The 24484-nt window shown below is 67.4% G+C and carries 19 protein-coding genes and 1 tRNA gene; 15 read left to right on the forward strand and 5 right to left on the reverse strand.

The features are described 5' to 3' along the window. The first annotated feature begins 44 nt into the window (after positions 1 to 44). Both ACH0CP_RS04540 and gltB read left to right on the forward strand, forming a co-directional pair. Complete coding sequence (locus ACH0CP_RS04540; RefSeq protein ID WP_406875871.1) at positions 45 to 1493, forward strand: NAD(P)-dependent oxidoreductase; 1449 nt, start codon at positions 45 to 47, stop codon at positions 1491 to 1493. After that, on the forward strand, positions 1493 to 6007 hold the full coding sequence (gene gltB, locus ACH0CP_RS04545; RefSeq protein ID WP_406875870.1) for a glutamate synthase large subunit: 4515 nt from the start codon (positions 1493 to 1495) through the stop codon (positions 6005 to 6007). Before ACH0CP_RS04540 ends, gltB begins: the two co-directional genes overlap by 1 nt. 64 nt (positions 6008 to 6071) lie before the next feature. Here the strand turns inward: gltB and ACH0CP_RS04550 are convergent, their stop codons facing one another. After that, a complete protein-coding gene (locus tag ACH0CP_RS04550; RefSeq protein ID WP_406875869.1) occupies positions 6072 to 8201 on the reverse strand; it encodes a transglycosylase domain-containing protein in 2130 nt (709 codons plus the stop codon). A 59-nt stretch (positions 8202 to 8260) separates the two neighbouring features. Between ACH0CP_RS04550 and ACH0CP_RS04555 the strand changes: the two genes are divergently transcribed. The 13 genes from ACH0CP_RS04555 (at position 8261) to ACH0CP_RS04615 (ending at position 22497) form a co-directional block, all read left to right on the forward strand. Further along, positions 8261 to 8863 (forward strand): NADPH-dependent FMN reductase, encoded by a 603-nt coding sequence (locus ACH0CP_RS04555; RefSeq protein WP_406875868.1) that lies wholly within the window; start codon positions 8261 to 8263, stop codon positions 8861 to 8863. Between the two features lie 148 nt (positions 8864 to 9011). Next, entirely contained in the window at positions 9012 to 10124 is a 1113-nt protein-coding gene (locus ACH0CP_RS04560) for a hypothetical protein (protein WP_406875867.1), read from the forward strand. Beyond that, positions 10121 to 11530: a phosphotransferase family protein gene (locus tag ACH0CP_RS04565; RefSeq protein WP_406875866.1), complete on the forward strand. Its 1410-nt coding sequence runs from the start codon at positions 10121 to 10123 to the stop codon at positions 11528 to 11530. The genes ACH0CP_RS04560 and ACH0CP_RS04565 overlap by 4 nt, the downstream gene beginning before the upstream one ends. Next, positions 11527 to 13803: a CoA transferase gene (locus tag ACH0CP_RS04570; RefSeq protein WP_406875865.1), complete on the forward strand. Its 2277-nt coding sequence runs from the start codon at positions 11527 to 11529 to the stop codon at positions 13801 to 13803. Before ACH0CP_RS04565 ends, ACH0CP_RS04570 begins: the two co-directional genes overlap by 4 nt. 15 nt (positions 13804 to 13818) lie before the next feature. Continuing rightward, positions 13819 to 14622 (forward strand): crotonase/enoyl-CoA hydratase family protein, encoded by an 804-nt coding sequence (locus ACH0CP_RS04575; RefSeq protein WP_406875864.1) that lies wholly within the window; start codon positions 13819 to 13821, stop codon positions 14620 to 14622. Between the two features lies 1 nt (position 14623). Beyond that, positions 14624 to 16132, forward strand: coding sequence for an acetyl-CoA acetyltransferase (locus ACH0CP_RS04580; protein WP_406875863.1), 1509 nt, complete (start codon positions 14624 to 14626; stop codon positions 16130 to 16132). 127 nt (positions 16133 to 16259) lie between these two features. Then, complete coding sequence (locus ACH0CP_RS04585; RefSeq protein ID WP_406875862.1) at positions 16260 to 18302, forward strand: malate synthase G; 2043 nt, start codon at positions 16260 to 16262, stop codon at positions 18300 to 18302. Next, on the forward strand, positions 18299 to 19147 hold the full coding sequence (locus ACH0CP_RS04590; protein ID WP_406875861.1) for an HpcH/HpaI aldolase/citrate lyase family protein: 849 nt from the start codon (positions 18299 to 18301) through the stop codon (positions 19145 to 19147). The genes ACH0CP_RS04585 and ACH0CP_RS04590 overlap by 4 nt, the downstream gene beginning before the upstream one ends. Before the next feature lie 77 nt (positions 19148 to 19224). Then, positions 19225 to 19680 carry a ribose 5-phosphate isomerase B gene (gene rpiB, locus ACH0CP_RS04595; protein ID WP_406875860.1) on the forward strand — a complete coding sequence of 152 codons (456 nt, stop codon included), beginning with the start codon at positions 19225 to 19227 and terminating at the stop codon, positions 19678 to 19680. Continuing rightward, positions 19677 to 20984 carry a serine hydroxymethyltransferase gene (gene glyA, locus ACH0CP_RS04600; RefSeq protein ID WP_406875859.1) on the forward strand — a complete coding sequence of 436 codons (1308 nt, stop codon included), beginning with the start codon at positions 19677 to 19679 and terminating at the stop codon, positions 20982 to 20984. Before rpiB ends, glyA begins: the two co-directional genes overlap by 4 nt. A 7-nt stretch (positions 20985 to 20991) precedes the next feature. Next, positions 20992 to 21168, forward strand: a complete 177-nt coding sequence (locus ACH0CP_RS04605) for a hypothetical protein (RefSeq protein ID WP_406875858.1) — start codon at positions 20992 to 20994, stop codon at positions 21166 to 21168. Positions 21169 to 21233: 65 nt separating this feature from the next. Continuing rightward, positions 21234 to 21695, forward strand: coding sequence for a transcriptional regulator NrdR (gene nrdR / locus ACH0CP_RS04610; RefSeq protein WP_406875857.1), 462 nt, complete (start codon positions 21234 to 21236; stop codon positions 21693 to 21695). Between the two features lie 58 nt (positions 21696 to 21753). Then, positions 21754 to 22497, forward strand: coding sequence for an RNA methyltransferase (locus ACH0CP_RS04615; RefSeq protein ID WP_406875856.1), 744 nt, complete (start codon positions 21754 to 21756; stop codon positions 22495 to 22497). Positions 22498 to 22509: 12 nt separating this feature from the next. Here ACH0CP_RS04615 and ACH0CP_RS04620 read toward each other — a convergent pair whose 3' ends face one another. From ACH0CP_RS04620 to ACH0CP_RS04635, 4 genes are all read right to left on the reverse strand, one after another. Continuing rightward, positions 22510 to 23244, reverse strand: coding sequence for an SDR family oxidoreductase (locus ACH0CP_RS04620; protein WP_406875855.1), 735 nt, complete (start codon positions 23242 to 23244; stop codon positions 22510 to 22512). A 28-nt stretch (positions 23245 to 23272) separates the two neighbouring features. Beyond that, positions 23273 to 23348: transfer RNA gene (locus tag ACH0CP_RS04625), tRNA-Phe, on the reverse strand. 29 nt (positions 23349 to 23377) lie between these two features. Beyond that, entirely contained in the window at positions 23378 to 23548 is a 171-nt protein-coding gene (locus ACH0CP_RS04630) for a DNA gyrase inhibitor YacG (RefSeq protein ID WP_406875854.1), read from the reverse strand. Positions 23549 to 23580: 32 nt separating this feature from the next. After that, a complete protein-coding gene (locus ACH0CP_RS04635) occupies positions 23581 to 24363 on the reverse strand; it encodes a DUF1134 domain-containing protein (protein WP_406875853.1) in 783 nt (260 codons plus the stop codon). Positions 24364 to 24484 lie beyond the last annotated feature (121 nt).

Raw genomic sequence — 24484 nt, forward strand, 5'->3', positions numbered from 1 at the left:
TGATGGTCGGTAGCATATGTGAGACCTCCGTTTCCGGAGGGCTTATGGCTGCTGATACCATGCTTCGATTCGTGACGACCCCGCAGTCCTATCCGGACAAGCGACCGGCCGAATTGCGCGCGGAAGACTTTCGCGAGATCGCCAACCGCTATGCGGTGCCGAGCGCGGAAGAGCAGGCCGGGCGCTGCTCACAATGCGGCGTGCCTTATTGCACGGTGCATTGCCCGCTCCACAATCACATTCCCGACTGGCTGCGGCTGACCGCCGAGGGCCGGCTTCGCGAGGCCTATGAGCTGAGCAACGCGACGTCGACCATGCCGGAGATCTGCGGGCGCATCTGCCCGCAGGATCGCCTGTGCGAAGGCAATTGCGTGATTGAATTCTCCGGCCATGGTGCGGTGACGATCGGATCGGTCGAGAAATTCATTACCGACAAGGCTTGGGAAGAAGGCTGGGTGGAGCCGCTGGTGCCGGGGCCGGCGCGCGGCCAATCCATCGGCGTGATCGGGGCCGGCCCCGCCGGCCTGACGGCCGCGGAATATCTGCGCGGCTATGGCTATGAGGTGCACGTCTATGATCGGCACGATCGGGCGGGCGGGCTCCTGACCTACGGCATCCCCGGTTTCAAGCTGGAGAAGCCCGTCGTGGTGCGCCGGGTCGATCGGCTGAAGGAGGCGGGGATCGTCTTCCACGAAGGCTTTGCGGTTGGCGAGGACGCTAGCTTTGCCGAGTTGCGCCAACGGCATGACGCGTTGCTGATCGCGACCGGCGTCTACAAGGCGCGCGAGATCGACGCGCCAGGCAAAGACGTGCCGGGCGTCATCGCCGCCCTGGACTATCTCACCGCTTCCAACCGCAAGAGCTTTGGCGATGCGGTGCCAGCGTTCGACAACGGCGGGCTTGACGCCAAAGACAAGAATGTCGTCGTTATCGGCGGCGGCGACACGGCGATGGACTGTGTGCGCACCGCGATCCGCCAGGGCGCCAAAAGCGTGCGCTGCCTCTATCGCCGAGACCGCGCGAATATGCCGGGATCGCAGCGAGAGGTGACCAATGCTGAGGAGGAAGGCGCGGAGTTCGTCTGGCTTTCGGCGCCGCATTCCTTCGTCGGCGACGCGCATGTGTCGGCGGTGCGCGCCAACCGCATGCGGCTGGGCGCGCCTGACGCGAGCGGTCGACGCGCGCCCGAGGCGGATCCGGGCGGCCCGTTCGAGATGCCTGCGGACATGGTGATTAAGGCGCTCGGCTTCGATGCGGAGGAACTGCCGCACCTGTGGGACACGCCGGAGCTTGGCGTTACGCGCTGGGGCACGGTGCTGGTCGACAACAAGACGCTGATGACGAGCCTCGACGGCGTGTTCGCCGCGGGTGACATCGTGCGCGGGGCGAGCCTGGTCGTATGGGCGATCCGCGATGGCCGCGATGTCGCGGCGACGATGCACAAATATCTCAAGAGCAAGGTCGCGGCGCAGCCCGCGAAGGAGGCGGCGTGATGGATCAGCGCGAATATCTCGCCACCCATGGCATGTACCGCCCGGAATTCGAGAGCGATGCGTGTGGTGTCGGCCTGGTCGCAGCAACCGATGGCAAGCCGTCGCGCCGCGTGGTGCAATCGGCGATCGATGCGCTGAAGGCGGTGTGGCACCGCGGCGCGGTCGACGCTGACGGCAAGACCGGCGACGGCGCGGGGCTGCACGTCGACCTGCCGGTGCGGTTCTTCGACGATGCAATCGCGATGAGCGGGCACAAGGTGCGGCCGAACCGGCTGGCGGTGGGCATGGTGTTCCTGCCACGCACCGATCTTGCCGCGCAGGAGACGTGCCGCACCATCGTGGAAAGTGCGATCATCGAGGCGGGCTATACCATCTACGGCTGGCGGCAGGTGCCCGTCGACGTCAGCGTCATCGGGCTGAAGGCGCAGGCGACACGGCCGGAGATCGAGCAGATCATGATCGCCGGGCCGATGCCCGACGAAGTCGACGCCGCGGAATTCGAGAAGAACCTCTATCTCGTCCGCCGGCGGATCGAGAAGCGCGTGATCGCGGCGCAGATCCAAGGCTTCTACATCTGTTCGCTCAGCTGCCGCTCGATCATCTACAAGGGGCTGTTCCTGGCCGAGAGCCTGTCGGTCTTCTATCCGGACCTGACCGACAAGCGCTTCGAGAGCCGGGTCGCGATCTTCCACCAGCGATATTCGACCAATACCTTCCCCCAATGGTGGCTCGCGCAGCCGTTCCGGTGCCTCGCGCACAATGGCGAGATCAACACGATCCGCGGCAACAAGAACTGGATGCTGAGCCACGAGATCCGCATGGCGTCGATCGCGTTCGGCGAGCATTCGGAGGACATCAAGCCAGTGATCCCGGCCGGCGCGTCTGACACGGCGGCGCTGGACGCGACGTTCGAGGCGATCTGCCGCTCGGGGCGCGACGCGCCGACCGCGAAGCTGATGCTGGTGCCCGAAGCGTGGCAGGGCGAGATGAGCGGCGACATGCCGCCGGCGCATGCCGCCATGTACCAGTATCTCGCCTCCGTCATGGAGCCGTGGGACGGGCCGGCGGCGCTGGCGATGACCGATGGGCGCTGGGCCGTGGCGGGGATGGACCGCAACGCGCTTCGCCCGCTGCGCTACACCCAGACCGCCGACGGCCTGCTGATCGTGGGATCGGAAAGCGGCATGGTGGTGGTGCCGGAATCGACCATCACCACCAAAGGGCGCCTTGGACCCGGGCAGATGATCGCGGTCGATCTCGCTGAGGGCAAGGTGTACGACGATCGCGCGATCAAGGACCGGATCGCGGCCGAGGCGGACTATGCCGGCATGATCGGCAATTTCGCGACGATCGACGACTTGCCACCTGCGCCCGCCGCCGGCGTGCCGCGCTATGACCGCGCGGAGCTGGCAAAGCGCCAGGTGGCGGCCGGCCAGACGCTGGAGGACATGGAGCTGATCCTCGCGCCGATGGTGGAGACCGCCAAGGAAGCGATCGGATCGATGGGCGACGATACGCCGCTCGCCGTCATTTCCGACAAGCCGCGGCTGATCAGCCAGTTCTTCCGGCAGAATTTCAGCCAAGTGACGAACCCGCCGATCGACCCGCTGCGCGAGCGCTACGTGATGAGCCTCAAGACGCGGTTCGGGAACCTTGCCAACATCCTCGACACCGAGGATCGGCGCGAGCGCGTGCTGGTCCTGGATTCGCCGGTGCTAACCTCTACCGACTGGGCGCGGCTGAAGACCTATTTCGGGAGCGCGGCGGCAGAAATCGACTGCACGTTCGAGGCGAGCGGCGGTGCGGACAAGCTGCGCGCCGCAATCCAGCGCATCCGCAACGAGGCCGAGCAGGCGGTGCGGCAGGGTAAGAGCGAGATCTTCCTGACCGACGAACATGTCGGACCGGAGCGGATCGCGATCCCCGGCGTGCTGGCCGCAGCGGCCGTGCACACGCACCTCGTGCGGCGTGGGCTGCGCTCCTACGCATCGGTGAACGTGCGGACGGCGGAGTGCCTCGACACGCATTATTATGCGGTGCTGATCGGCGTCGGCGCGACCACGGTGAACGCTTACCTCGCCGAAGCCGCGATCGCCGATCGCCAAGCGCGTGGGCTGTTCGGTGATCTTTCGCTGGACGAATGCCTGAAGCGCCATCGCAAGGCGATCGAGGAAGGGCTGCTGAAGATCATGTCGAAGATGGGGATCGCGGTGATCTCCAGCTATCGCGGCGGCTATAACTTCGAGGCGGTGGGCCTGTCCCGCGCGCTGGTGAACGACTTCTTCCCGGGCATGCCGGCGAAGATCTCGGGCGAAGGCTATGCCTCGCTGCACATCAACGCCAAGGACCGGCACGACGCGGCGTTCGAGGAGGCGGTGGTGAACCTGCCGATCGGCGGCTTCTATCGCCAGCGGCATACGGGCGAGGCGCACGCCTACTCAGCGCAGCTGATGCATCTGTTGCAGACGTCCGTCTCTACCGACAGCTATTCGACGTACCTGCAATTCTCACGCGGCGTCGGCGATCTGCCACCGATCTATCTGCGCGATCTGCTACAGTTCAATTTCCCCGCGGAAGGCGTGCCGATCGACCAGGTCGAGCCGATCACCGAGATCCGCAAGCGCTTCGTGACGCCTGGCATGAGCCTTGGCGCGCTATCCCCCGAAGCGCACGAAACGCTGGCGATCGCGATGAACCGCATTGGCGCCAAGGCCGTGTCGGGCGAGGGCGGCGAGGACAAGAGCAGGTATCAGCCGTACGAAAATGGCGACAACGCCAATTCGGTGATTAAGCAGATCGCGTCGGGGCGCTTCGGCGTGACGGCCGAATATCTGAACGCCTGCGAGGAAATCGAGATCAAGGTCGCACAGGGCGCCAAGCCCGGCGAGGGCGGGCAGTTGCCCGGCTTCAAGGTGACCGAGTTCATCGCCAAGCTGCGCCACGCGACACCGGGCGTGACGCTGATCTCGCCGCCGCCGCATCACGACATTTATTCGATCGAGGATCTGGCGCAGCTGATCTACGATCTGAAGCAGATCAATCCGCGGGCGCGGGTGTGCGTGAAGCTCGTGTCGTCGGCAGGCATCGGGACGGTCGCGGCAGGCGTTGCCAAGGCGCATGCCGACGTGATTCTGGTTTCCGGCCATGTCGGTGGCACCGGCGCGTCCCCGCAGACGAGCATCAAATATGCCGGCACGCCGTGGGAAATGGGCCTCTCCGAGGTCAACCAGGTGCTGACGCTGAACGGCCTGCGCGGGCGGATCAAGCTGCGCACCGACGGCGGCCTGCGCGTCGGGCGCGACATCGTGATCGCCGCGATTCTGGGCGCGGAGGAGTTCGGCATCGGTACGCTGAGCCTCGTCGCGATGGGCTGCATCATGGTGCGCCAATGCCATTCGAACACCTGTCCGGTCGGCGTGTGCACGCAGGACCCGCGGCTGCGCGAGAAGTTCGTCGGCACGCCCGAGAAGGTCATCAACCTGATGACGTTCATTGCCGAGGAAGTGCGCGACATCCTGGCGCGGCTGGGCGTGCGCAGTCTGGACGAAGTGATCGGCCGCACCGAATTGCTGCGGCAGGTGAGCCGCGGTGCGGAGCATCTCGACGACCTCGATCTCAACCCGATCCTGGCGAAGGTCGATGCGACGGATGCGGAGCGGCGCTTTTCGCTCAACACCTTCCGCAACGAGGTGCCCGACAGCCTGGACGCGCAGATTATCAAGGATGCCGCCGCCGTCTTCTCGCGCCGGGAGAAGATGCAGCTGACCTATTCGGTGCGCAACACGCACCGCGCGGTCGGCACCCGCCTGTCGAGCGAGATCACGCGCACCTTCGGGATGAGCGCGCTGAACGATGGCCACGTCACGATCCGCCTGCGCGGGTCGGCCGGGCAGAGCCTGGGCGCCTTCCTGTGCAAGGGCATCACGCTGGAAGTGTTCGGCGACGCCAACGATTACGTCGGCAAGGGCCTGTCGGGCGGCGTGATCGTGGTGCGGCCGGCGGTGTCCTCACCGCTCCGCAGCCAGGATAATACGATCGTCGGCAACACGGTGCTGTACGGTGCAACATCGGGTGCGCTGTTCGCGGCCGGACAGGCTGGTGAACGGTTCGCGGTACGCAACTCGGGCGCTACCGTCGTGGTCGAGGGCTGCGGCGCCAACGGCTGCGAATATATGACCGGAGGCACGGCCGTGGTGCTGGGCTCAGTCGGCCACAATTTCGGCGCCGGCATGACGGGCGGCATGGCTTTCGTCTACGATCATGACGACAGCTTTGCGCGGCGCGCCAACCCGGAAAGCATCGTGTGGCAGCGCTTGGCCTCGGCCCATTGGGCCGGCGTGCTGCGCGGCCTGATCGAGCGGCACGCCGGGGCGACGGATTCGAAGTGGGCGCGCGGCATCCTGGAGGACTGGGACCGCACGGCGGGCCGCTTCTGGCAAGTGGTGCCGCGGGAGATGCTGGAGCGGCTGACTCACCCGTTGGACGACACGCCGGCGATGGAAGCCGCGGAGTGACGCAGCGCTCGGCGCTAGTAGAACGGGCGGGGGCATGCCGATGCCCCCGCCCACTTTTCACGCGCTAGAAGTTCGGGCCTTCTTCCTCGAAGGCCGGCTCCAGTTCCTCGCGGCGGCGCGGGGCGGGCGGCGGTGGCGGCGGCTGACGGGCGATGCTGACCGAGCCGTCGGGGCCGATCTCCAGATCCATGCCGAGCCCTTCAAGCCGGCCCGCGATGGGCGCGACTTCATTCTCGACCATACCCATCATGCCCGCCTCGGGATCGACATCCTCCACCTCCGGCACCTTGACCACGGGCGCGAGGTCGAGCGCACTGACCATGAAGTTGCGCCAGATCTGCGCCGGGATGCCGCCGCCGTGCAGGCCAGGGTTGGGCGTATTGTCGTCATTGCCGACCCACACGCCGACCACGAGATCGCCGGCAAAGCCGATGAACCATGCATCGCGACCAGACTGCGACGTGCCGGTCTTGCCATAAGCCGGGACCGAGAGCGCCGCCGCGCGCCCGGTGCCCCGGATCGACGAGGCGAGCAGTGTCAGCATGTCATCATGGATGCGGCTGGGCATCTGCTTCTGCCCGCCGGTGAGCGACTGGTACCAGCTCTTGTCCTTCGCATCCGGGAGCCCATGCGCCTGCACCGGATAGCGACCTTCGGCGACGCCGGCGAAGGCAGAGGTAAGCTCCAGCAACGAGACTTCGGAAGTGCCAAGACCGATCGTCGCCTCGTTGGCGATCGGCGTGGTGATGCCGAGATCACGCGCGGCGCGGATGACGTTGCGCACGCCCACTTCCTGCGTCAGCCGCGCCGCAACGACATTCGAAGATCGCTGGAAGGCGCGTCGAAGCGTGATCTCGCCGAGATAGCGATTGTCGTCGTTCTTCGGCTTCCATCCGGCGATCTCGACCCGCGAATCGTCGACGGTCGTGTCGGGCGACATGTCGGCACGCAGCGCGGCGAGATAAACGAAGAGCTTGAAGGTGGAACCGGGCTGACGACGCGCCTGCGTCGCACGATTGAACGGGCTCTTCTTGTAATCACGCCCGCCGACCATCGCCACCACCGAGCCATCGCGCTTCATCGCGACGAGTGCCGCCTGCGCCTGGCGGAGGCCGGCCTGCCGGATCACGCGCTCTGCATTGCGCTGCAGATCGCGATCCAGCGTGGTGCGCACGGTGGCCTCGGTCTTGATCTCGCCCGCCTGGTCGCGCGCCTCGGGAAGCACCCAATCGGCAAAGTAGGTGCCGCTCGGCAAGGTTTGCGCGCGGCGGGCGAGCACGCGCTGCGGCTGCACCGCATCGGCCTCACGCTTCGTGAGGAAGCCGGCATCCTCCATCGCTGCGACGACCACGGCCTGGCGTTCGCGCGCACCCTTGAGGTTGCTGGTCGGTGCGAGCCGCGACGGCGCCTTCACAAGACCGGCTAGCATCGCGGCCTGGCCGATGTTCATCTTCTCCGGCTCACGCCCGAAATAATGTTTCGACGCCGCGCGCAGGCCGTAGACGTTGTCGCCGAAATAGACGTTCGACAGGTACCGCGAGAGAATTTCGTCCTTCGACAGCCACGCCTCCAGCCAGAAGGCGATCAGCACTTCGCGGATCTTGCGCGCGGCGGTGCGATCGGAATCGAGGAAGGCGTTCTTCGCCAGCTGCTGCGTGATCGTGCTGCCACCCTGACGGACGCCGCCCGACCCCAGATTGGCGAATGCGGCGCGCGCGATGCCACGCGGATCTATCCCCCAGTGGGAATAGAAACGGCGGTCCTCGATTGCGAGGAACGCCTCGCGCACATGCGCCGGCAGCTTCGTCGCATCGACCGGTTCGCCGATGATCGCACCGCGGCGCGCGATCGGCGTGCCATCGGCGGCAGTGAGCGTGATCGAAGGGGGCGTCGGCGGCTTAAGCGACTGCGACAAGGGCGCGGTGACGGCGAGCCAGCCGATCGCCAGCACGAACAGGATCACGAGGGCGCCCATCGCCCGTGAAACCCAGCGCCACGGTATGCGGCGGCGGCGCGGCGGAACATCCGCAAATCCAAGCTCGGTTGCGGGCTGATCGGCTTCCTGCCAAGGCTCGAAATCCGGCAGCGGCGAACGCGGCTCGCCGGGAGCATGATTATATCTCAGACGCCCCCGATCAAAGGGACTTGGGTCAAAGGGATCGGGGCGCATATCGTCGTTCCGGCGTTCTGCCATCTGTATTACGTCACTATGACAGTTGCCGCAAGAATGCGCATCGTGCGAGGAATAGGGAAATGAGCGGCCAAGCGGAAGCACTTGAAATGAATGAGCGACCCTTGGTCGTAGGCATCGGCGGGACGATCGGTGGCCCCTCCTCTACCGAACGCGCCTTGCGCATCGCGCTGGATGCCGCATGCGAGCAGGGCTTTCGCACCCGCATGTTCGGGGGCGCGGACATGGCGAAGCTGCCGCTGTATGATCCGCGCGCGGCACAGCGTACGCCCGAGGAACGCGAATTCGTCGATACGGTTCGCGGCGCCTCCGCGCTGATCATCGCCTCGCCCGGCTATCACGGCAGCATTTCGGGCGTGGTGAAGAACGCACTCGACCTGCTGGAGGAGACCGCGCGGGATACCGAACGGGCATATCTGGCGGACATCCCGGTGGGGCTGATCGCGACCGCTTATGGCTGGCAGGCGACCGGATCGACGATCGCGGCGCTGCGCTCGATCGTCCATGCTTTGCGCGGCTGGCCGACGCCGTTCGCCGCCGCGATCAACAGCGCGATCACCAAGTTCGACGACGAGGGTGGCGCAAACGATCCTGCGGTTATCGAGCAATTGCGCATGGTTGGGCGGCAGGTGGCCCGCTTCGCGCCGCTGGTGGGTTCGGCCTGAGGAGATGAGAAGCGCCCTCCCTTCGTCGCTGGCGCTGGGCGCGCCGGCGTAACTAATGTTATTGCAGCGTTGACAGCGCCGCCGCCGCTGGTCCAACCCGCCTTCCGAGCCGCCATGAGAGCGGCAGGTTCCAGTCGGGAGAGCGTGCATGGTGCTGACCAAGGGCGATGAATATCCGATCCACCAGACGGCCGAGCCGGTCGCCTATGCGGGAACGGACCGGAATTTCTACGATCGCTTTTTCTTCAACGGCTATGCCCCGGGCGCGGACGAGGACGGCTTTTTCGCCGCCGCGATGGGCGTCTATCCGCATATCAACATCATCGACGCGAGCTTCTGCTGGCTGAAGGACGGCAAGCAGGTGAACCTGCACGCCAGCCGCGGCCTCAACATGGAGCGGATGGACACGCAGGTTGGCGGGATAGCGGTCGAGGTGCTCGAGCCGCTGAAGTCGGTGAAGCTCACGGTGGATTCGCCCGAGCACAAGATCCGCGCCGAACTGACCTTCACTGGTCGCGCCTTCCCGCTGGAGGAGCCGCGATTCACGCGCAGAAATGGTCCCCGCGTGCTGATGGATGTGACGCGGATGACCCAGAATGGCAGCTATCGGGGCTGGATCGACGTCGATGGCGTGCGAACGGAGGTGAATGGTTGGCTCGGGACGCGTGATCGCTCCTGGGGCGTGCGCCCGATCGGTGCGCCCGATGCGCAGCCGGCCAGCCCGCCGATCGCGCCGCAGTTCTTCTGGCTGTGGAGCCCGACCGCGATGGAGGACGGCGACTTCTATTTCCACACCAACGACGACGAGCACGGCCGCTTCTGGAACCGCCGCGCGGCGTGGAAGCCGCTGGGTGGCGGGATCGAGGACGAGACGCATTTCGAATCCGACTACAAGATCCAGTGGAAGCAGGGTTCGCGCCACGCCCAGGCCGCCAGCGTCACGCTGAAGGACGAACAGGGCCAGGAGACGAAGGTCGACTTCGACCTTGGCCAGCAGTTCATGATGCTCGGCCTTGGCTACACCCATCCCAAATGGAGCCACGGCCGGCACCAGGGCGACGGGCTGACGGTGGAGCGCGAGGATTTCGTGCCCGCCGAGATGGACCCGATGCAGCCGCACCATCTGCACATCCAGGCGCTGGCCACCGTCACGATGACCGGGCCGGACGGCAAGGTGAGGCGCGGCAAGGGGGTGCTTGAGCAACTTGTGATGGGGCCGCACGCGCCGTCGGGCTTCAAGGGCGTGCTCGACCCGGCATGACGACGCTGACCCCAACCGAGATCGAAGCCTATCTCACCCGCGTCTGGGAACAGCCGGTGCGGGTCGCGGATCTTGCCAGGATCCCCGGCGGCGCGAGCCGTGAGACCTATCGCTTCGATGCCCATGCCGGGACGGAAGTCCACCAGCTGATCCTGCGGCGCGAGCCGGCCAAGGGCCTGATCGATACGGAGAGCGCGACGGAGTTTCGCGCCTACCAAAGCGCGGCCGGTGTCGTTCCCGTGCCGCGCGCGGTGGCGCTGGAGCCTGATGGCGCCGAGCTTGGCCGGCCGTTCTTCATCATGGAGCGGATCGAGGGCGGCGAAGTCGCGAGCAGCTTCGCCCGCGATCCATTCGGCGCCCATGGCGCGGCGCTCGGCGAGGCGTTCTTCGGCGCGCTCGGCCGGCTGGCGGCGCATGATCCGACCGGCACACCGCTCGCCGATCATGTGCCGATGCCCGAACCCGACCAGTGCTGGCGCATCGCGCTGGATTATTGGGAAGGCGTTATCGAGGAGGATTCGCTGCAGCCGCAGCCGATCGCGCGTGCCGCGATCCGCTGGCTGCGCGCCAATCCGCCGCCGCCGGCGCAGCGTGTCGCGATCGTCCATGGCGATTATCGCTCCGGCAATGTCATGCATGACGGCGCGGGCGGAATGCGCGCGATGTTCGACTGGGAGATGGCGCATCTCGGCGATCCGCTGGAGGATCTTGGCTGGGCACTGGACCCGATCTGGGACCATTTCATCCCCGGTGCGGCGAGCGGCATGCTGCCCCGCCCCGATGCGATCGCGATCTGGGAGCGGGCGAGCGGGCTGAGCGTCGATCCTGCCGCGATGCGCTGGTGGTCGCTGTTCGCCTCGGTGAAGGGAATGGCGATCTGGATTTCCGCCTTCCGCGAGTTCGTCGACGGTGGAAGGCAGGATCCGGTGCTGGCGGTTTCGGGCTGGTACACGGCGCGGCGGCAGGACGCGATCATCGCCGCGCAGCTGGGCGGGCGGCATTATGACCCGGTGCCTGTAATGCCTTCGAGCGACCTGGCGCAGGTGCTGATCGGCGCCGGGATCGCGGCGGCGGGCGCAGGCGAGAAGGTGGGCGCCGTCGATGCGTTCGCCGGATCGACCCTGACCGTGGCGGCGCTGCTCGCGCTGCTCGGCGCGCAGGAAGCGGAGAAGGCGGCGGCGTGGCGACGCGCGGACATCGCCGACATGCGAGCCCTGCTGGGCGAGGATGCCCCGGTGACCCATGATGGCGAGACGCTCGACGCGCTCGACGGCATCTGGGCCGCGCTGGCGACGGCTCTGATCGCACAGCATGACGCGGTGGCCGAAGCGGGCGGGGACGAGACGCCGTTCTTCGACTTCTACCGCCAAAGCGCGGCGCGGCGGGAGCTGGCCTGGCCGTTATGACGGACCTGCCGCTTTCGGGAATCCGCGTGATCGATGCCGCCCCGGGCGTGCTGGGCGCGATCGGGCGGTTGCTGGGCGAGCTTGGCGCGGAGGTGATCCGGATCGAGCCGAGCGGCGGCGGGGCGGATCGAAAGGCTGGCGCCAAGGTCGGCGGCACCAGCCTGTCGTTCGTCGCCGCGAACCTGGGCAAGAAGGCCACCACGATCGACCTGCCGGCAGACGCAGCGCGGCTCATCGACCTCGCGCGCGAGGCGGACATCATGATCGAGGCCGGGTTCGCCGGGCTTGATCACGCTGCCATCCGCGCCGCCGCGCCCGAACTAATCCTGGTAACGATCAGCGACTTCGGACCCGTGGGCCCGTGGCGGGACTGGCAGGCGAGCGAGGCGGTGCTGCAGGCACTGACGGGCGGATTGTCCCGTTCGGGCCTGCCGGGGCGGCCGCCGCTGCTGCCGCCGGGGCAGCTCACCTACGAGACTGCTGCGCCGCACATTGCGGTGGCGACCCTCGCTGCTTTCTTTCGCCGGTTGCGGACGGGCGAGGGCGACCATGTGGTCGTGTCGCTGCTGGAAGCGGGGATGCAGGCTCTCGACCCCGGCTTCGGCCTGAACGGCAGTGCGCAATCGGGCGTGCCGAGCTGGAAGATGGATCGCGGGCGGACCGACGAACGCTTCCGCTACCCCATCCTTCCGTGCGCCGACGGACTGGTGCGGCTGTGCGTGCTGGCGCCGCGGCAGTGGCGCGCGATGTATGCCTGGATGGGCGAGCCGGCGGAATTTGCCGGACCGGAGTGGGAGAAGCTGGCGACGCGCTTCCGATCGACCACGCTGCTGCCGGCGATCACCCGCTTCTTCGCGGACAAGACGCGCGCCGAGATCGAGGAAGAAGGCGCTGCACGGGGCATTCCGGTAGCGGGCCTGCTCGATCTCGACGAGGCGGTGGTGACGGCGCATATGACCGCGCGCGAGGCATTCGTGCCGGTGGAGATGGCGCCGGGCTGCACCCTCCCCTTCCCCAACGGGACGATCGAGATCGACGGCGCGCGGGCCGGCGTCTGCGGACCGGCACCGGCGGCAGGCGGCACCGCGACGTTCGAGACGCCGCGCGCTATATTCCGGGCGCCGCCGCGGGCGAATTACCCGCTGGAGGGCATCAGGGTGCTCGACATGGGCGTGATCGTCGTCGGCGGCGAGACGGGTCGCGTGCTCGCGGACTTGGGCGCGGACGTGATCAAGGTAGAGAATGCCGCCTTCCCGGACGGACAGCGCCAGTCGCGCGACAATGCGCCCGTCAGCCTGACCTGGGCCGCGGGGCATCGCAACAAGCGTGGCCTGTCAATCGACCTGCGGTCCGACCGCGGCAAGGCGCTGTTCCTCGACCTGGTGCGCCAGGCGGACGTGCTGCTGTCGAACTTCAAGCCCGGGACGCTTGCCGCCCTGGGCTTCGACGCGGCGACGCTGGCAGCGGCAAACCCGCGGCTGCTGGCAATCGACAGTTCGGCGTTCGGACCGACGGGGCCATGGTCCGGGCGGCTTGGCTACGGCCCGCTGGTGCGCGCTTCTGCCGGGCTGACCAAGCAATGGGTGTATCCCGGCGAGCCGGACAGCTTTTCCGACACGGTGACGGTGTACCCCGATCATGTCGCAGGACGGATCGGCACGGTCGGCGCGCTGGCGCTGCTGATCCGGCGGCTGCGCACCGGCACCGGCGGGACGGCGAGCGTGAGTCAGGCCGAGGTGATGCTGGGCCACAAGGCGGCCGAGATCGCGACGCTGGCGGCGCGGCAGGCCGGCATCAAGATCGACGGCGGCATACCCGCGGAGGACTGGTTGCTGCCGTGCGTCGGCGAGGACGAATGGTGCGCCGTTACGCTGCGCGATGCGGCAGACCGGGCGGCACTGGCGAGCGTGGTGGGCGAGGCGGCACGTAGCGCGGCGGAGGAATGGGCGCGGACCAAAGCGCCTGAAGAGGTGATGGAAACCTTACAGGCGGCAGGCGTGCCGGCGGGGATGATGATCCGCGTGATCGAGATGCCCGACGCGCCCGGCTATCGCGCGCTTCAAACGTTCCGCACCGCGCATCATCCGCTGCTGGACGCGCCGTTCCAGGCGGAAGGGCCGATCGCGCATTTCGAGCGAGTGCCGGAGCCCGACCAGCGGCCGGCGCCGCGCATCGGCGAGGACAGCGTGGCGGTTCTCAAGCACTGGCTCGGCCTCGGCGATGACGCGATCGCGCCGCTGCTTGCCGACAAGATCATCGAACAAGCTGCCTAGAAAGGGACTGTAGAAATGGCTGAACTCGGCAACGAGGCCGTCACCGTAGAGACGCGCGGCAACGTGATGCTCATCACGATCAACCGGCCGGAAGCGCGCAACGCGGTCAACCGCTTCGTCCACGAGGGCGTGGGCGATGCGCTGGAGGCGGCCGACAAGGATCCCGAGATCCGCGTCGTCATCGTGACCGGCGCGGGCGATAAGTCCTTCTGCGCGGGCGCCGACCTTGTCGCGCTGTCACGCGGTGAGAGCCTGGCGCCGGACGACAAGACCAAGGCCGCCTGGGGCTTTGCCGGGATCGTCAGCCATGCGATTTCGAAGCCGGTGATCGCCGCGGTGAACGGCATGGCGCTGGGCGGCGGGCTGGAAATCACGCTGGCCTGCGACCTTGCCGTCGCAGTGGAGGAGGCGAAGTTCGGCCTGCCGGAGCCCAAGCGCGGCCTGTTCGCGGCGGCGGGCGGCGTGTTCCGCCTGCCCGAGCAATTGCCGAAGAAGATCGCGATGGAGATGATCCTGACCGGCGATCCGATCGACGCCAATCGCGCGCTGGAGCTTGGCCTGATCAACGCCGTCGCGCCGCGCGAGCAGCTGCTCGACACAGCTTTTGCGCTCGCTGAGCGGATCGCCGTCAACGCGCCGCTGTCGGTGCAGGCGTCGAAGCGGATGGCGCAGGGCATCGTCGACGGAAAGATCGAGCGTGAGGAAGATGCCTGGGCGCAGAATCGCGCCGAGACCAGGATCGTCTTCACCAGCGAGGATTCGCGCGAAGGGCCCAAGGCGTTCGCCGAGAAGCGCGCGCCGGTGTGGAAGGCGCGCTGAGATGGCAGCGAACCCGGAGAATATCGCGGTCATCGTTGGCGTCGGGCAGGTCAATGACCGACCCACTGATCCGATGGCGGGCAAGGATGCGCTCGGCCTGATGATCGCCGCGCTGGAAGAGGCCGACAAGGACGCGGGCGGCGGCTGGCTGGCGGATGTCGATTCCGTCGCGGTCGTGCAGCAGATCAGCTTCCGCAAGGACAATCCGCTGGCGCAGAAGGTGGCGGACGGCATCGGATCGACGGCGGCGATCGTCTATGAATCGGTCGGTCCCAATGGTGACAGCCCGATCCTGCTGCTGAACGAGGCGGCGAACCGGATCGCGCGCGGCGAGATCAAAATCGCGGCGGTGACTGGCGGCGAGGCGCTGCGCACCGCCAGCCAGCGTGCGGCGATCGCGGCGAAGACGAGCGTGGCGGACCAGAACCCGCTGCGCACCCTCAGCAAGGGCGCGAAGCCCGGTTATCGCCAGATCTATGGCCTGGCGACGCCGGTCGACGTCTATCCGCTCTACGAGAATGCCGGGCGCGCGGCCTATGGCCAGACGCTGGACGAAGGGCAGCGCGAATCCGGCGAGATCTGGTCGCGCTTCTCCGAAGTGGCGGCGAAGACGCCGGCGGCATGGATTCATGCACCGAAATCCCCTGAGGAGATCGTCGAGCCGACTGCGGACAATCGCCCGATCGCTTTCCCCTACACCAAGCTGATGGTGGCCAATTCGAGCGTCAATCAGGGCGCGGGCTTCATCGTCACCAGCTTGGCCGAAGCGCGGCGGCGCGGGGTGCCGGAGGAGCGGATCATCTATGTCGGGCGCGGTGCCAGCGCGCACGAGGCGGACGATTTCCTCGCGCGTGACCGCTATGACAAGTCGCCGAGCATGGAAGTGTGCCTTCGCCGCACGCTGGAATTCAACGAGGTGACGCCGGACGATCTCGACCTGGTCGAGCTTTATTCCTGCTTCCCTTGCGTGCCGAAAATGGCGCGGCGGGTGATCGGCTGGCCGGTGGAGAAGCCGGCGACGGTGTTCGGCGGGCTGACCTTTGGTGGCGGGCCGATCGGCAATTACATGGCGCATGCCGTGGCCGAGATGGTCGATGCCCTGCGCGCGGGCGAGGGTGAGAAGGGGCTGCTGTTCGCCAACGGCGGCTTCGCCACGCACAACCATGCGATCGTGCTCGGCACCCAGCCGCTGCCGGGCGCTGGCGAGGCGCATGAGTTCGACCTGCGGGCGGAGGCGGATGCCGCGCGCGGGGCGGTGCCGGAGCTGGTGAAGGATTACACCGGGCCGGGCGAGATCGAGACCTATACCGTCTTTTACAACCGCGATGGTTCGGCGAAGGCCGGCGTAGTGGTGGCCAAGCTGCCCGACGGAAAGCGCACGCTGGCGCAGGTGCCGGCAAACGACGCCGCGACGATCGCCTTCCTCAGCGATGGCAAAGCCGAGCCGGTGGGAACGCCAGGCGAGGTAATCGCGGAGGGCGAGTTGATGGTGTGGAAACGCGCCTCCTGAGGGGACGACCGATCCTCCCCGGGTGGACCCCGGGGAGGAATTGGGCGTTGCACTTCCGCCGCGGCATCGATTAATCGCGGCGGTGCCCTCCCCAGGCGCTGTTGGTAACGTCAGGAGGAATCCCGCAATGCAAACCCGCGCCGGCCTATCGGTCGATGATCGCCTCGCCACCTTTGTCGAGGATGAGGCGCTTGCCGGCACCGGCATTTCCGCAGACGCTTTCTGGCAGGGGGCGGCGGCGATTTTCGCGCGCTTCACGCCGGAGAACCGAGCGCTGCTCGCTCGTCGCGAGGAACTGCAGGCGGCAATCGACCAACGTTACATGGCGGGCGAGCCGGTCGACGAGGCGTTCCTGAACGAGATCGGCTATCTCGTGCCCGAGCCGGCGCCGTTCACCATCGGCACCGAGAATGTCGATGCCGAGATCGCGACCATGGCCGGGCCGCAGCTGGTGGTGCCAAGCCTCAACGCCCGCTTCGTGCTGAACGCCGCCAACGCGCGCTGGGGCAGCCTGTATGACGCGCTCTATGGCACCGATGCGCTGCCGGGGAAGGCGAAGCCGGGCGGCTATGATGCGGAACGCGGCGCTGAGGTGATCGCGCGGGCGCGGGCGTTCCTGGACGAGACGCTGCCGGGCTGGGAGGCGGCGCTGACCGGGGGCGACTGCCCGCATCGCTTCGCCAAGTTCGATAAGGGCGTGATGTTCGTCCACAACGGGCTGCACATCGAGATCGTGGTCGATCGCGGGTCTCCGATCGGGAAGACCGACCCGCTCGGCATTGCCGACGTGATCCTCGAATCCGCGCTGACGACGATCGTCGACCTCGAGGATTCGGTCGCTGCGGTGGATGCGGAGGACAAGGTTGCTGCCTATCGCAACTGGCTGGGCCTGATGCGCGGCGATCTGGTCGAGACGTTCGAGAAGAATGGCGCGACGCTGACCCGCAAGCTCGCCAGCGACCGCACCTATCAAGCGCCCAGCGGATCGAGCTTCACGCTGCCAGGCCGATCCTTGCTGTTCGTGCGCAACGTCGGCCATCTCATGACGACGCCGGCGCTGCACCTCGCCGACGGCAGCGAGGCACCGGAGGGGATTCTCGACGCGATCGTCACGTCGCTGATCGGGCTGCATGACCTGAAGCGGCTCGGCGCGCTGCAGAACAGCCGCGCCGGATCGATCTATATCGTGAAGCCCAAGATGCACGGGCCGGAGGAGGCGGCGTTCACCAACCGCCTGTTCGACGCGGTGGAGGATCTGCTGGGCCTCACGCGGCACACGATCAAGGTGGGCGTCATGGACGAGGAGCGCCGCACCTCGGCCAACCTCGCCGCGTGCATCCATGCGGTGCGCGACCGGATTGCCTTCATCAACACCGGCTTCCTCGATCGCACCGGCGACGAGATCCACACCGCGATGCGCGGCGGCCCGGTGATCCGCAAGGCGGAGATGAAGGGCGCCGAGTGGATCAAGGCCTATGAGGATCGCAACGTGCGCATCGGCCTTGCCTGCGGCCTCAGTGGCAAGGCGCAGATCGGCAAGGGCATGTGGGCCGCGCCCGACATGATGGCCGACATGCTGGAGCAGAAGATCGCGCACCCCAGAAGCGGCGCGAACACTGCCTGGGTGCCGTCGCCCACCGCCGCGACGCTCCACGCGCTTCACTATCATCAGGTGGACGTGTTCGCGCGGCAGAAGGAGATTGCGGGGGAGGCACCGCCGCCGCTCGTAAAGCTGCTGACGGTGCCGTTCGCGGCGGCCGGGCGGAACTGGACGCCCGACGAGATCCGCGAGGAACTCGACAACAATTGCCAGGGCATCCTTGGCTATGTCGTGCGCTGGATCGACCAGGGCGTCGGCTGTTCCAAGGTGCCGGACATCCATGACGTGGGGCTGATGGAGGATCGCGCGACGTTGCGCATTTCCTCGCAGCATCTCGCCAACTGGCTGCTTCACGGCGTGTGCACCGAGGCGGAGGTGGACGCGGCGCTCGACCGTATGGCGAAGAAGGTCGATGCGCAGAATGCGAACGACCCGCTGTATCGGCCGCTCACGCGCGAGGGCTTTGCGTTCAAGGCTGCGCGGGCGCTGATCTTCGAAGGCGTTACTCAGCCGTCGGGCTATACCGAGCCGCTGCTCCACCGGTTCAGACAGGAAGCCAAAGCCGCATGACGATCCGCCCGCGCCGTTCCGCCCTCTACATGCCGGCATCGAATGCCCGCGCGATCGAGAAGGCGCGCGATCTGGCGTGCGACGTCGTGATCCTCGATCTGGAGGATGCCGTCGCCCCGGAGCAGAAGGCGGGGGCGCGGGACCAGGCAGTGGCAGCGGGCGGCTTCGGCCACCGCGAATGGGTGATCCGCACCAACGGGCTGGACACCGAATGGGGTGCGGATGACCTGGCGGCGATCGCCGCGGCGAAGCCCGATGCGGTGCTGCTGCCCAAGGTTTCGGATGCCGGGACCCTGCGCGCCGCCCGCAAGGCGATCGGGGACGGCCCGGCGCTATGGGCGATGATCGAGACGGCGCAGGCGATCGTCGATCTGCGTGCGATTGGCGAAGCGGCGGCAGAGACCGGCCTTGCCGCCTTCGTCGTCGGCCCCAACGATCTGGCGAAGGAATTGCGGCTGCGCCCCGGCGCGGATCGTGCGCCGCTGCTGCCGATCCTGAGCCAGATCGTCACCGTGGCGCGGGCCTATGGCATCGTGCCGCTGGACGGCGTGATGAACGGCTTTGACGACGAAGCGGCGGTGGAGGCGGAATGCCGCCAGGGCCTCGCCTTCGGATTCGACGGCAAGACGCTGATCCATCCCAAGCAGATCGCCCCCGCCAATCGCGTCTTCGCGCCCTCGGCGGAAGAAGTGGAATGGGCTCGCACGATCGTCGCCGCGTTCGACGCGCCGGAGAATGCCGGCAAGGGCGCGATCAAGGTTGAGGGCAAGATGGTGGAACTGCTCCACCGGGACGACGCCCGCCGTACCATCGCGCTGGCGGAGGCGATTGCCGGTCGCGGCTGATCGCAACGGTGGCTTTCCCGCGAGGTGCCCGCTAAAGGGCGCCGCATCCATCGCAACCGAGAGCCAAGCCGACCCCCATGCGAGTCGCCATCGCCTCCGATCATGCCGCCGTCGCGCTGAAGGCGACGCTTGCCGCCTGGCTGCGCGAGTGCGGCCATGACGTCCTCGACCTTGGGCCCGAGACAGACGCCCGCGTTGATTATCCCGATTTCGGCTACCGCCTGGCGACCGCCGTCGCTGACGGCAATGTCGAGCGCGGCGTTGCGCTGTGCGGTTCCGGGATCGGCATTTCCATCGCCGTGAACCGCAACCCCGCCGTGCGCTGCGCGCTCGTTTCCGAGCCGCTGTCCGCGGCACTGGCCCGCGAACACAATGACGCCAACGTCGTCGCGCTTGGCGCTCGCCTCACCGGCGAAGACATGGCCAAGGCCTGCATCACCGCCTTCCTCAGCACCGCCTTCGCCGGCGGCCGCCACACCCAGCGCGTCGAGAAGCTCGGCACGCCCCCCGTATCCGAAAGGGAGCCCGCATGAGCACGAACCCGGCCAATCTCAACGACGTGCAGCCTGATGGCTTCTTCACGCGCGGCCTTGCCGACGCCGATCCCGCAGTATTTGCCGGTGTGGCGCATGAGCTGGAGCGCGAGCAGACGCAGATCGAGCTGATCGCATCGGAGAACATCGTCTCCAAGGCAGTGCTGGAAGCGCAGGGCTCCGTCTTCACCAACAAATATGCCGAGGGCTATCCCGGCAAACGTTACTATCAGGGCTGCCACCCGTCCGACGAGGTGGAGCAGCTGGCGATCGACCGCGCCAAGCAGCTGTTCGGCTGCGGCTTCGCCAACGTGCAGCCGCATTCGGGCGCACAGGCGAACGGCGCGGTGATGCTGGCGCTGGTGAAGCCCGGCGAGACGATCATGGGCCTCAGCCTGGACGCTGGCGGGCACCTGACGCACGGTGCGCGCGCCGCGATGAGCGGCAAGTGGTTCAACGCGGTGCAATATGGCGTCAAGCCGGACACGCACCTGATCGATTATGACGAGGTCGAGCGGCTGGCGGTGGAAACCAAGCCGAAGCTGATCATAACCGGCGGCTCCGCTTATCCGCGCCAGATCGATTTCGCCCGCTTCCGCGCGATCGCCGACAAGGTGGGCGCGTTCTTCATGGTCGACATGGCGCATTTCGCGGGCATCGTTGCCGGCGGGCTGCACCCGACGCCGTTCGGTCACGCCCATGTCGTCACCACCACGACGCACAAGACCCTGCGCGGCCCGCGCGGCGGCATGGTGATGACCGACGACGACGCAATCGCGAAGAAGATCAACTCGGCGGTGTTCCCGGGCCTGCAGGGCGGGCCGCTGATGCACGTCATCGCGGCGAAGGCAGTCGCCTTCAATGAGGCACTGCAGCCGGAGTACAAGAGCTACATTGCCGCCGTGGTGGAGAATGCGAAGGTGCTGGCGGCCACGCTGAAGGAGCGCGGCGCGAACCTAGTTTCCGGCGGCACCGACACGCATCTGGCGCTGGTGGACCTCACCCCTCTAGGCGTCACCGGCAAGGATGCGGACGAGGCGCTGGAGCGTGCCGGCATCACCTGCAACAAGAACGGCATCCCCAACGACCCGCTGCCGCCGATGAAGACCAGCGGCATCCGCGTCGGTTCGCCGGCCGGCACGACGCGCGGCTTCGGCACCGCCGAATTCCGCGAGATCGGCAACATGGTGGCCGACGTGCTCGACGGCCTCGCCAAGAAGGGCGAGAAGGGCGACCCGGACGTCGAAGCTGCGGTGCGGGAACGAGTTCGCGCGCTATGCGCTCGTTTCCCCATCTATCAGTGAGGTGAACGTGTCCAAGATCGAGGAAGTCCAGAACACCGTCCAGAACACGCCGGGCCTCGGCAAGAAGATGGCGAAATATGGCGCGATCGGCGCCGTGATCGCGATCCCCGTGCCGTTCGTCGGCCCGGTGCTTGGCGCGCTGGTGGGCGCCGGCGTCGCCTACGCGCGGCGCGACAAGATCTGATCCCCCTGCCCGCCCGCCAGCTGCCATGTGCGGCCGGCGGGCCCGCCTGAAAGACCGAACCGACGATGCGTTGCCCCTTCTGCGGCCATGATGCGAGCCAGGTGAAGGACAGCCGCCCGACCGACGACGGCGCCGCGATCCGCCGCCGCCGCCAGTGCGAAGGGTGCGCAGCGCGCTTCACCACCTTCGAGCGGATCCAGCTGCGCGAACTGACCGTGGTGAAGTCGGAAGACCGGCGCGAGCCGTTCGAGCGCGAGAAGCTGCTGCGCTCGATCGGCATTGCGGCGCGCAAGCGACCAATCGAGGCGATGGCGATCGAACGCCTCGTCAGCGGCATCCAGCGGCAGCTTGAAACCAGCGGGGAGGCGGAAGTCACCTCCAAGCGGATCGGCGAGATGGTGATGGAGGGCCTGAAGGGCCTCGATTCGGTCGCCTATATCCGCTTCGCCAGCGTCTATCGCGATTTCAGCGAAGCGCGCGATTTCGAGGAATTCGCCGGCACCGTGGAGGAAGTCGGGCGCGGCTAGCGGCGTGGCCAGCGCGGCCCGCTTGTCTCCATGCCCGCTCCGCGGATAGGCGCACCGCATGACTGCCACGCCCGACACCAAGCCCGTCATCGTCCTCGTCCGCCCGCAACTGGGCGAGAATATCGGCAAGGCCGCGCGCGCAATGCTGAATTTCGGGCTGACCGAGATGCGCCTCGTCGCGCCGCGCGACGGCTGGCCGAACCCCGCGGCAGGGCCGGCAGCGTCAGGCGCGGACATCGTGCTTGCCGGGGCAAAGGTCTATGAGACGGTCGCCGAGGCGGTGGCCGATTGCCCGAACGTCTACGCGACGACGGTGCGCAAGCGCGGCATCACCAAGCCGGTAGTGACGCCGGAACAGGCCGCCGCCGAGATGCGCTCCGCGGCGGGGCGGAGCGCGATCCTGTTCGGGCCCGAGCGATCTGGGCTGGAGACCGACGACGTGGCGCTGGCACGCACCATCCTGACCGTGCCGATCAATCCAGAGTTCGGCAGCCTCAACCTCGCACAGGCGGTGATCCTCGTTGCCTATGAATGGTCGAAGGGCGAGACGCTGGTGTCGCCGCCCGAGGTGGCGCTCGATCCGCCGGCGCCTCAGGAGGAACTCGACGGCATGATCGGGCAGCTCGACGCGATGCTGGAGGCGGCGAATTTCTTTTTTCCGCCGGATCGCACGCCGGCAACGCGGCGCACGCTGCGCACGCTGCTGACCAAGCCGGGCTGGACGAGCCAGGAAGTGCGCACGATGCGCGGGGTACTCTCCGCCCTTGCCGGCGCGAAGGCGAAGCGCGGGTCGCCCAGCTAAGGGCGACCGCCCTCAGAAATGGGCAAGATAGCCGCCGTCGACCGCCAGCACTTGCCCTGTGACATAAGAAGCGGCGTCGGACGCGAAGAACAGCACCGCGCCGACGATTTCCGCCGGCCGGCCCCAGCGGCCGAGCGAAGTTCGCCGTGCGAGATGCTCCGCGACGCCGGGGTCATCCACCATCGCGGCGTTTGCTTCCGTCGCGAAATAGCCCGGTGCGACGGCGTTGACGGTGATGTCGCGCGGGCCGAGCTCCGCCGCGAGCGCGCGCGTCAGCCCTTCTAGCCCAGCCTTGGACATGGTGTAGGCCGCGTCGCCCGAGCGCGCGATCTGGCCGGCGATCGAGCTGATGTTGATGATCCGCCCGCCGGCAGGCAGGCGCGGGGCGAGCAGGCGCGCGAGGTCGAACGGCGCCGAGAGGTTGATCTCGAGCAGGTGGCGCACCGCCGCGCGATTGAGGTCAGCGATTGGGCGGCGATCGCGGTGACCGGCGTTGTTCACCAGGATGTCGATTCGGGGGACGCCAGCCAGCGCAGTGGCGGTGGCGGCTTCGTCCGTGAGATCGAAGGCCAGCATCTCTGCGGAGCCACCGCGCGCGCCGATCTCATCGGCAAGCGTCCGGAGTTCGTCGGCGCGGCGACCGTGGAGCAGGACATGGGCGCCCGCGCGCGCAAGGCCGAGCGCGATCTCGCGCCCCAGCCCGCCGCTCGCGCCGGTGATGAGCGCGACCTTGCCGTCAAACGTCATGCGGGAGAGGTAATGGCAAGGGAGAAAGTGGTGCCCAGGGACGGGATCGAACCGCCGACACTGCGATTTTCAGTCGCATGCTCTACCAACTGAGCTACCTGGGCACACCGGCGTTGCGGCGGGAGCGGTCCCCCTAATCGGGCTCGCGGCGGCTGTCCAGCCCATCCGGATCGATCTCTCGCCCCGGAATGCGATAACCGTCGCTGAGCCACTGCAAGAGGTCGCGATCCTTGCAGCGGCGCGAGCAGAAGGGCGCATGCTCCGGCACGGACGGCGCGCTGCAGATCGGGCATTTGCCGGGCATGGGGAATTATCCGGTGCAGGACGAAAGGCGCGTCAGAACGGCAGCCAGTTCGATTTCTGGGTGAACTTCATATAGCCAACGTTGACGCCCGCGCGGTAGCCGACGCCGAGCCGCACCGGGATCAGCACCACATTGCCGCGGCGCAGATACGTCGCCGCAAATCCGCCTACGAAATAGAGCCGCCCCTCCGCCGCCGGGAAGCGGCGATAGAGATCAGCGGTATCGTAGAGGTTGTAGACGAGCACGAACACCTTGTTCGCGTCCCCGCCGACGTCGAAGCCCACCGACGGGCCGGTCCAATATACCGGCATCTGGCCTTCGACCTTGTGGGTCATGACGCCCGAACCGTAGCGCACGCCAAGCACGAAGGCGCCGGCCGCCTCGCGGCCCGCGATATAGGCGTTCGGTTCGCCCTGTTCGCTGAGGATCTTCTCGATGATCGAGGCGAATCCCTCGGCACCCTTGCCGAATACGCCCTCGCCAGCGCCGATCAGATCGTCGCGCTTGAAGGTGGCGGCGGCCTGGGTCGTCGCCTCGGGCTGGGGCGGCGGGAGCGGCGCGCGCGACGCATCAGCCGCCCGATCCTGCGGCGGCGGCGGCGGCGGCGGCGGATCGACCGGCGTATCGTCGGTATAGGTCGGTTCGCGATAGGTTTGCGCCGGTGCGCGCGGCTGCGGCGGTGGTGGCGAATTGGTGGTGGAAAGATCGCCGTCGATCGGCTGGTTAGGATCGATCGTCCGCACCTGCGCCGGCGCAGCGCCGGTCAGCACCGTCGCCATCAATCCAACCGCTATCAACAACTTGCGCATGGTCATTCCCCCGCAGGCGCGCCTCGATCAGCCATGATAGCCGCAGCGCGGCTGTCGCGGCAATGAACGGTGCGCCGATCCGAATCTTTGCCGCGCTGGAATGACTCACGAACGGCAGACCGCCCGC

This window comes from Sphingomonas sp. 179-I 2A4 NHS, from assembly GCF_045369135.1.
Classification (GTDB): Bacteria; Pseudomonadota; Alphaproteobacteria; order Sphingomonadales; family Sphingomonadaceae; genus Sphingomonas.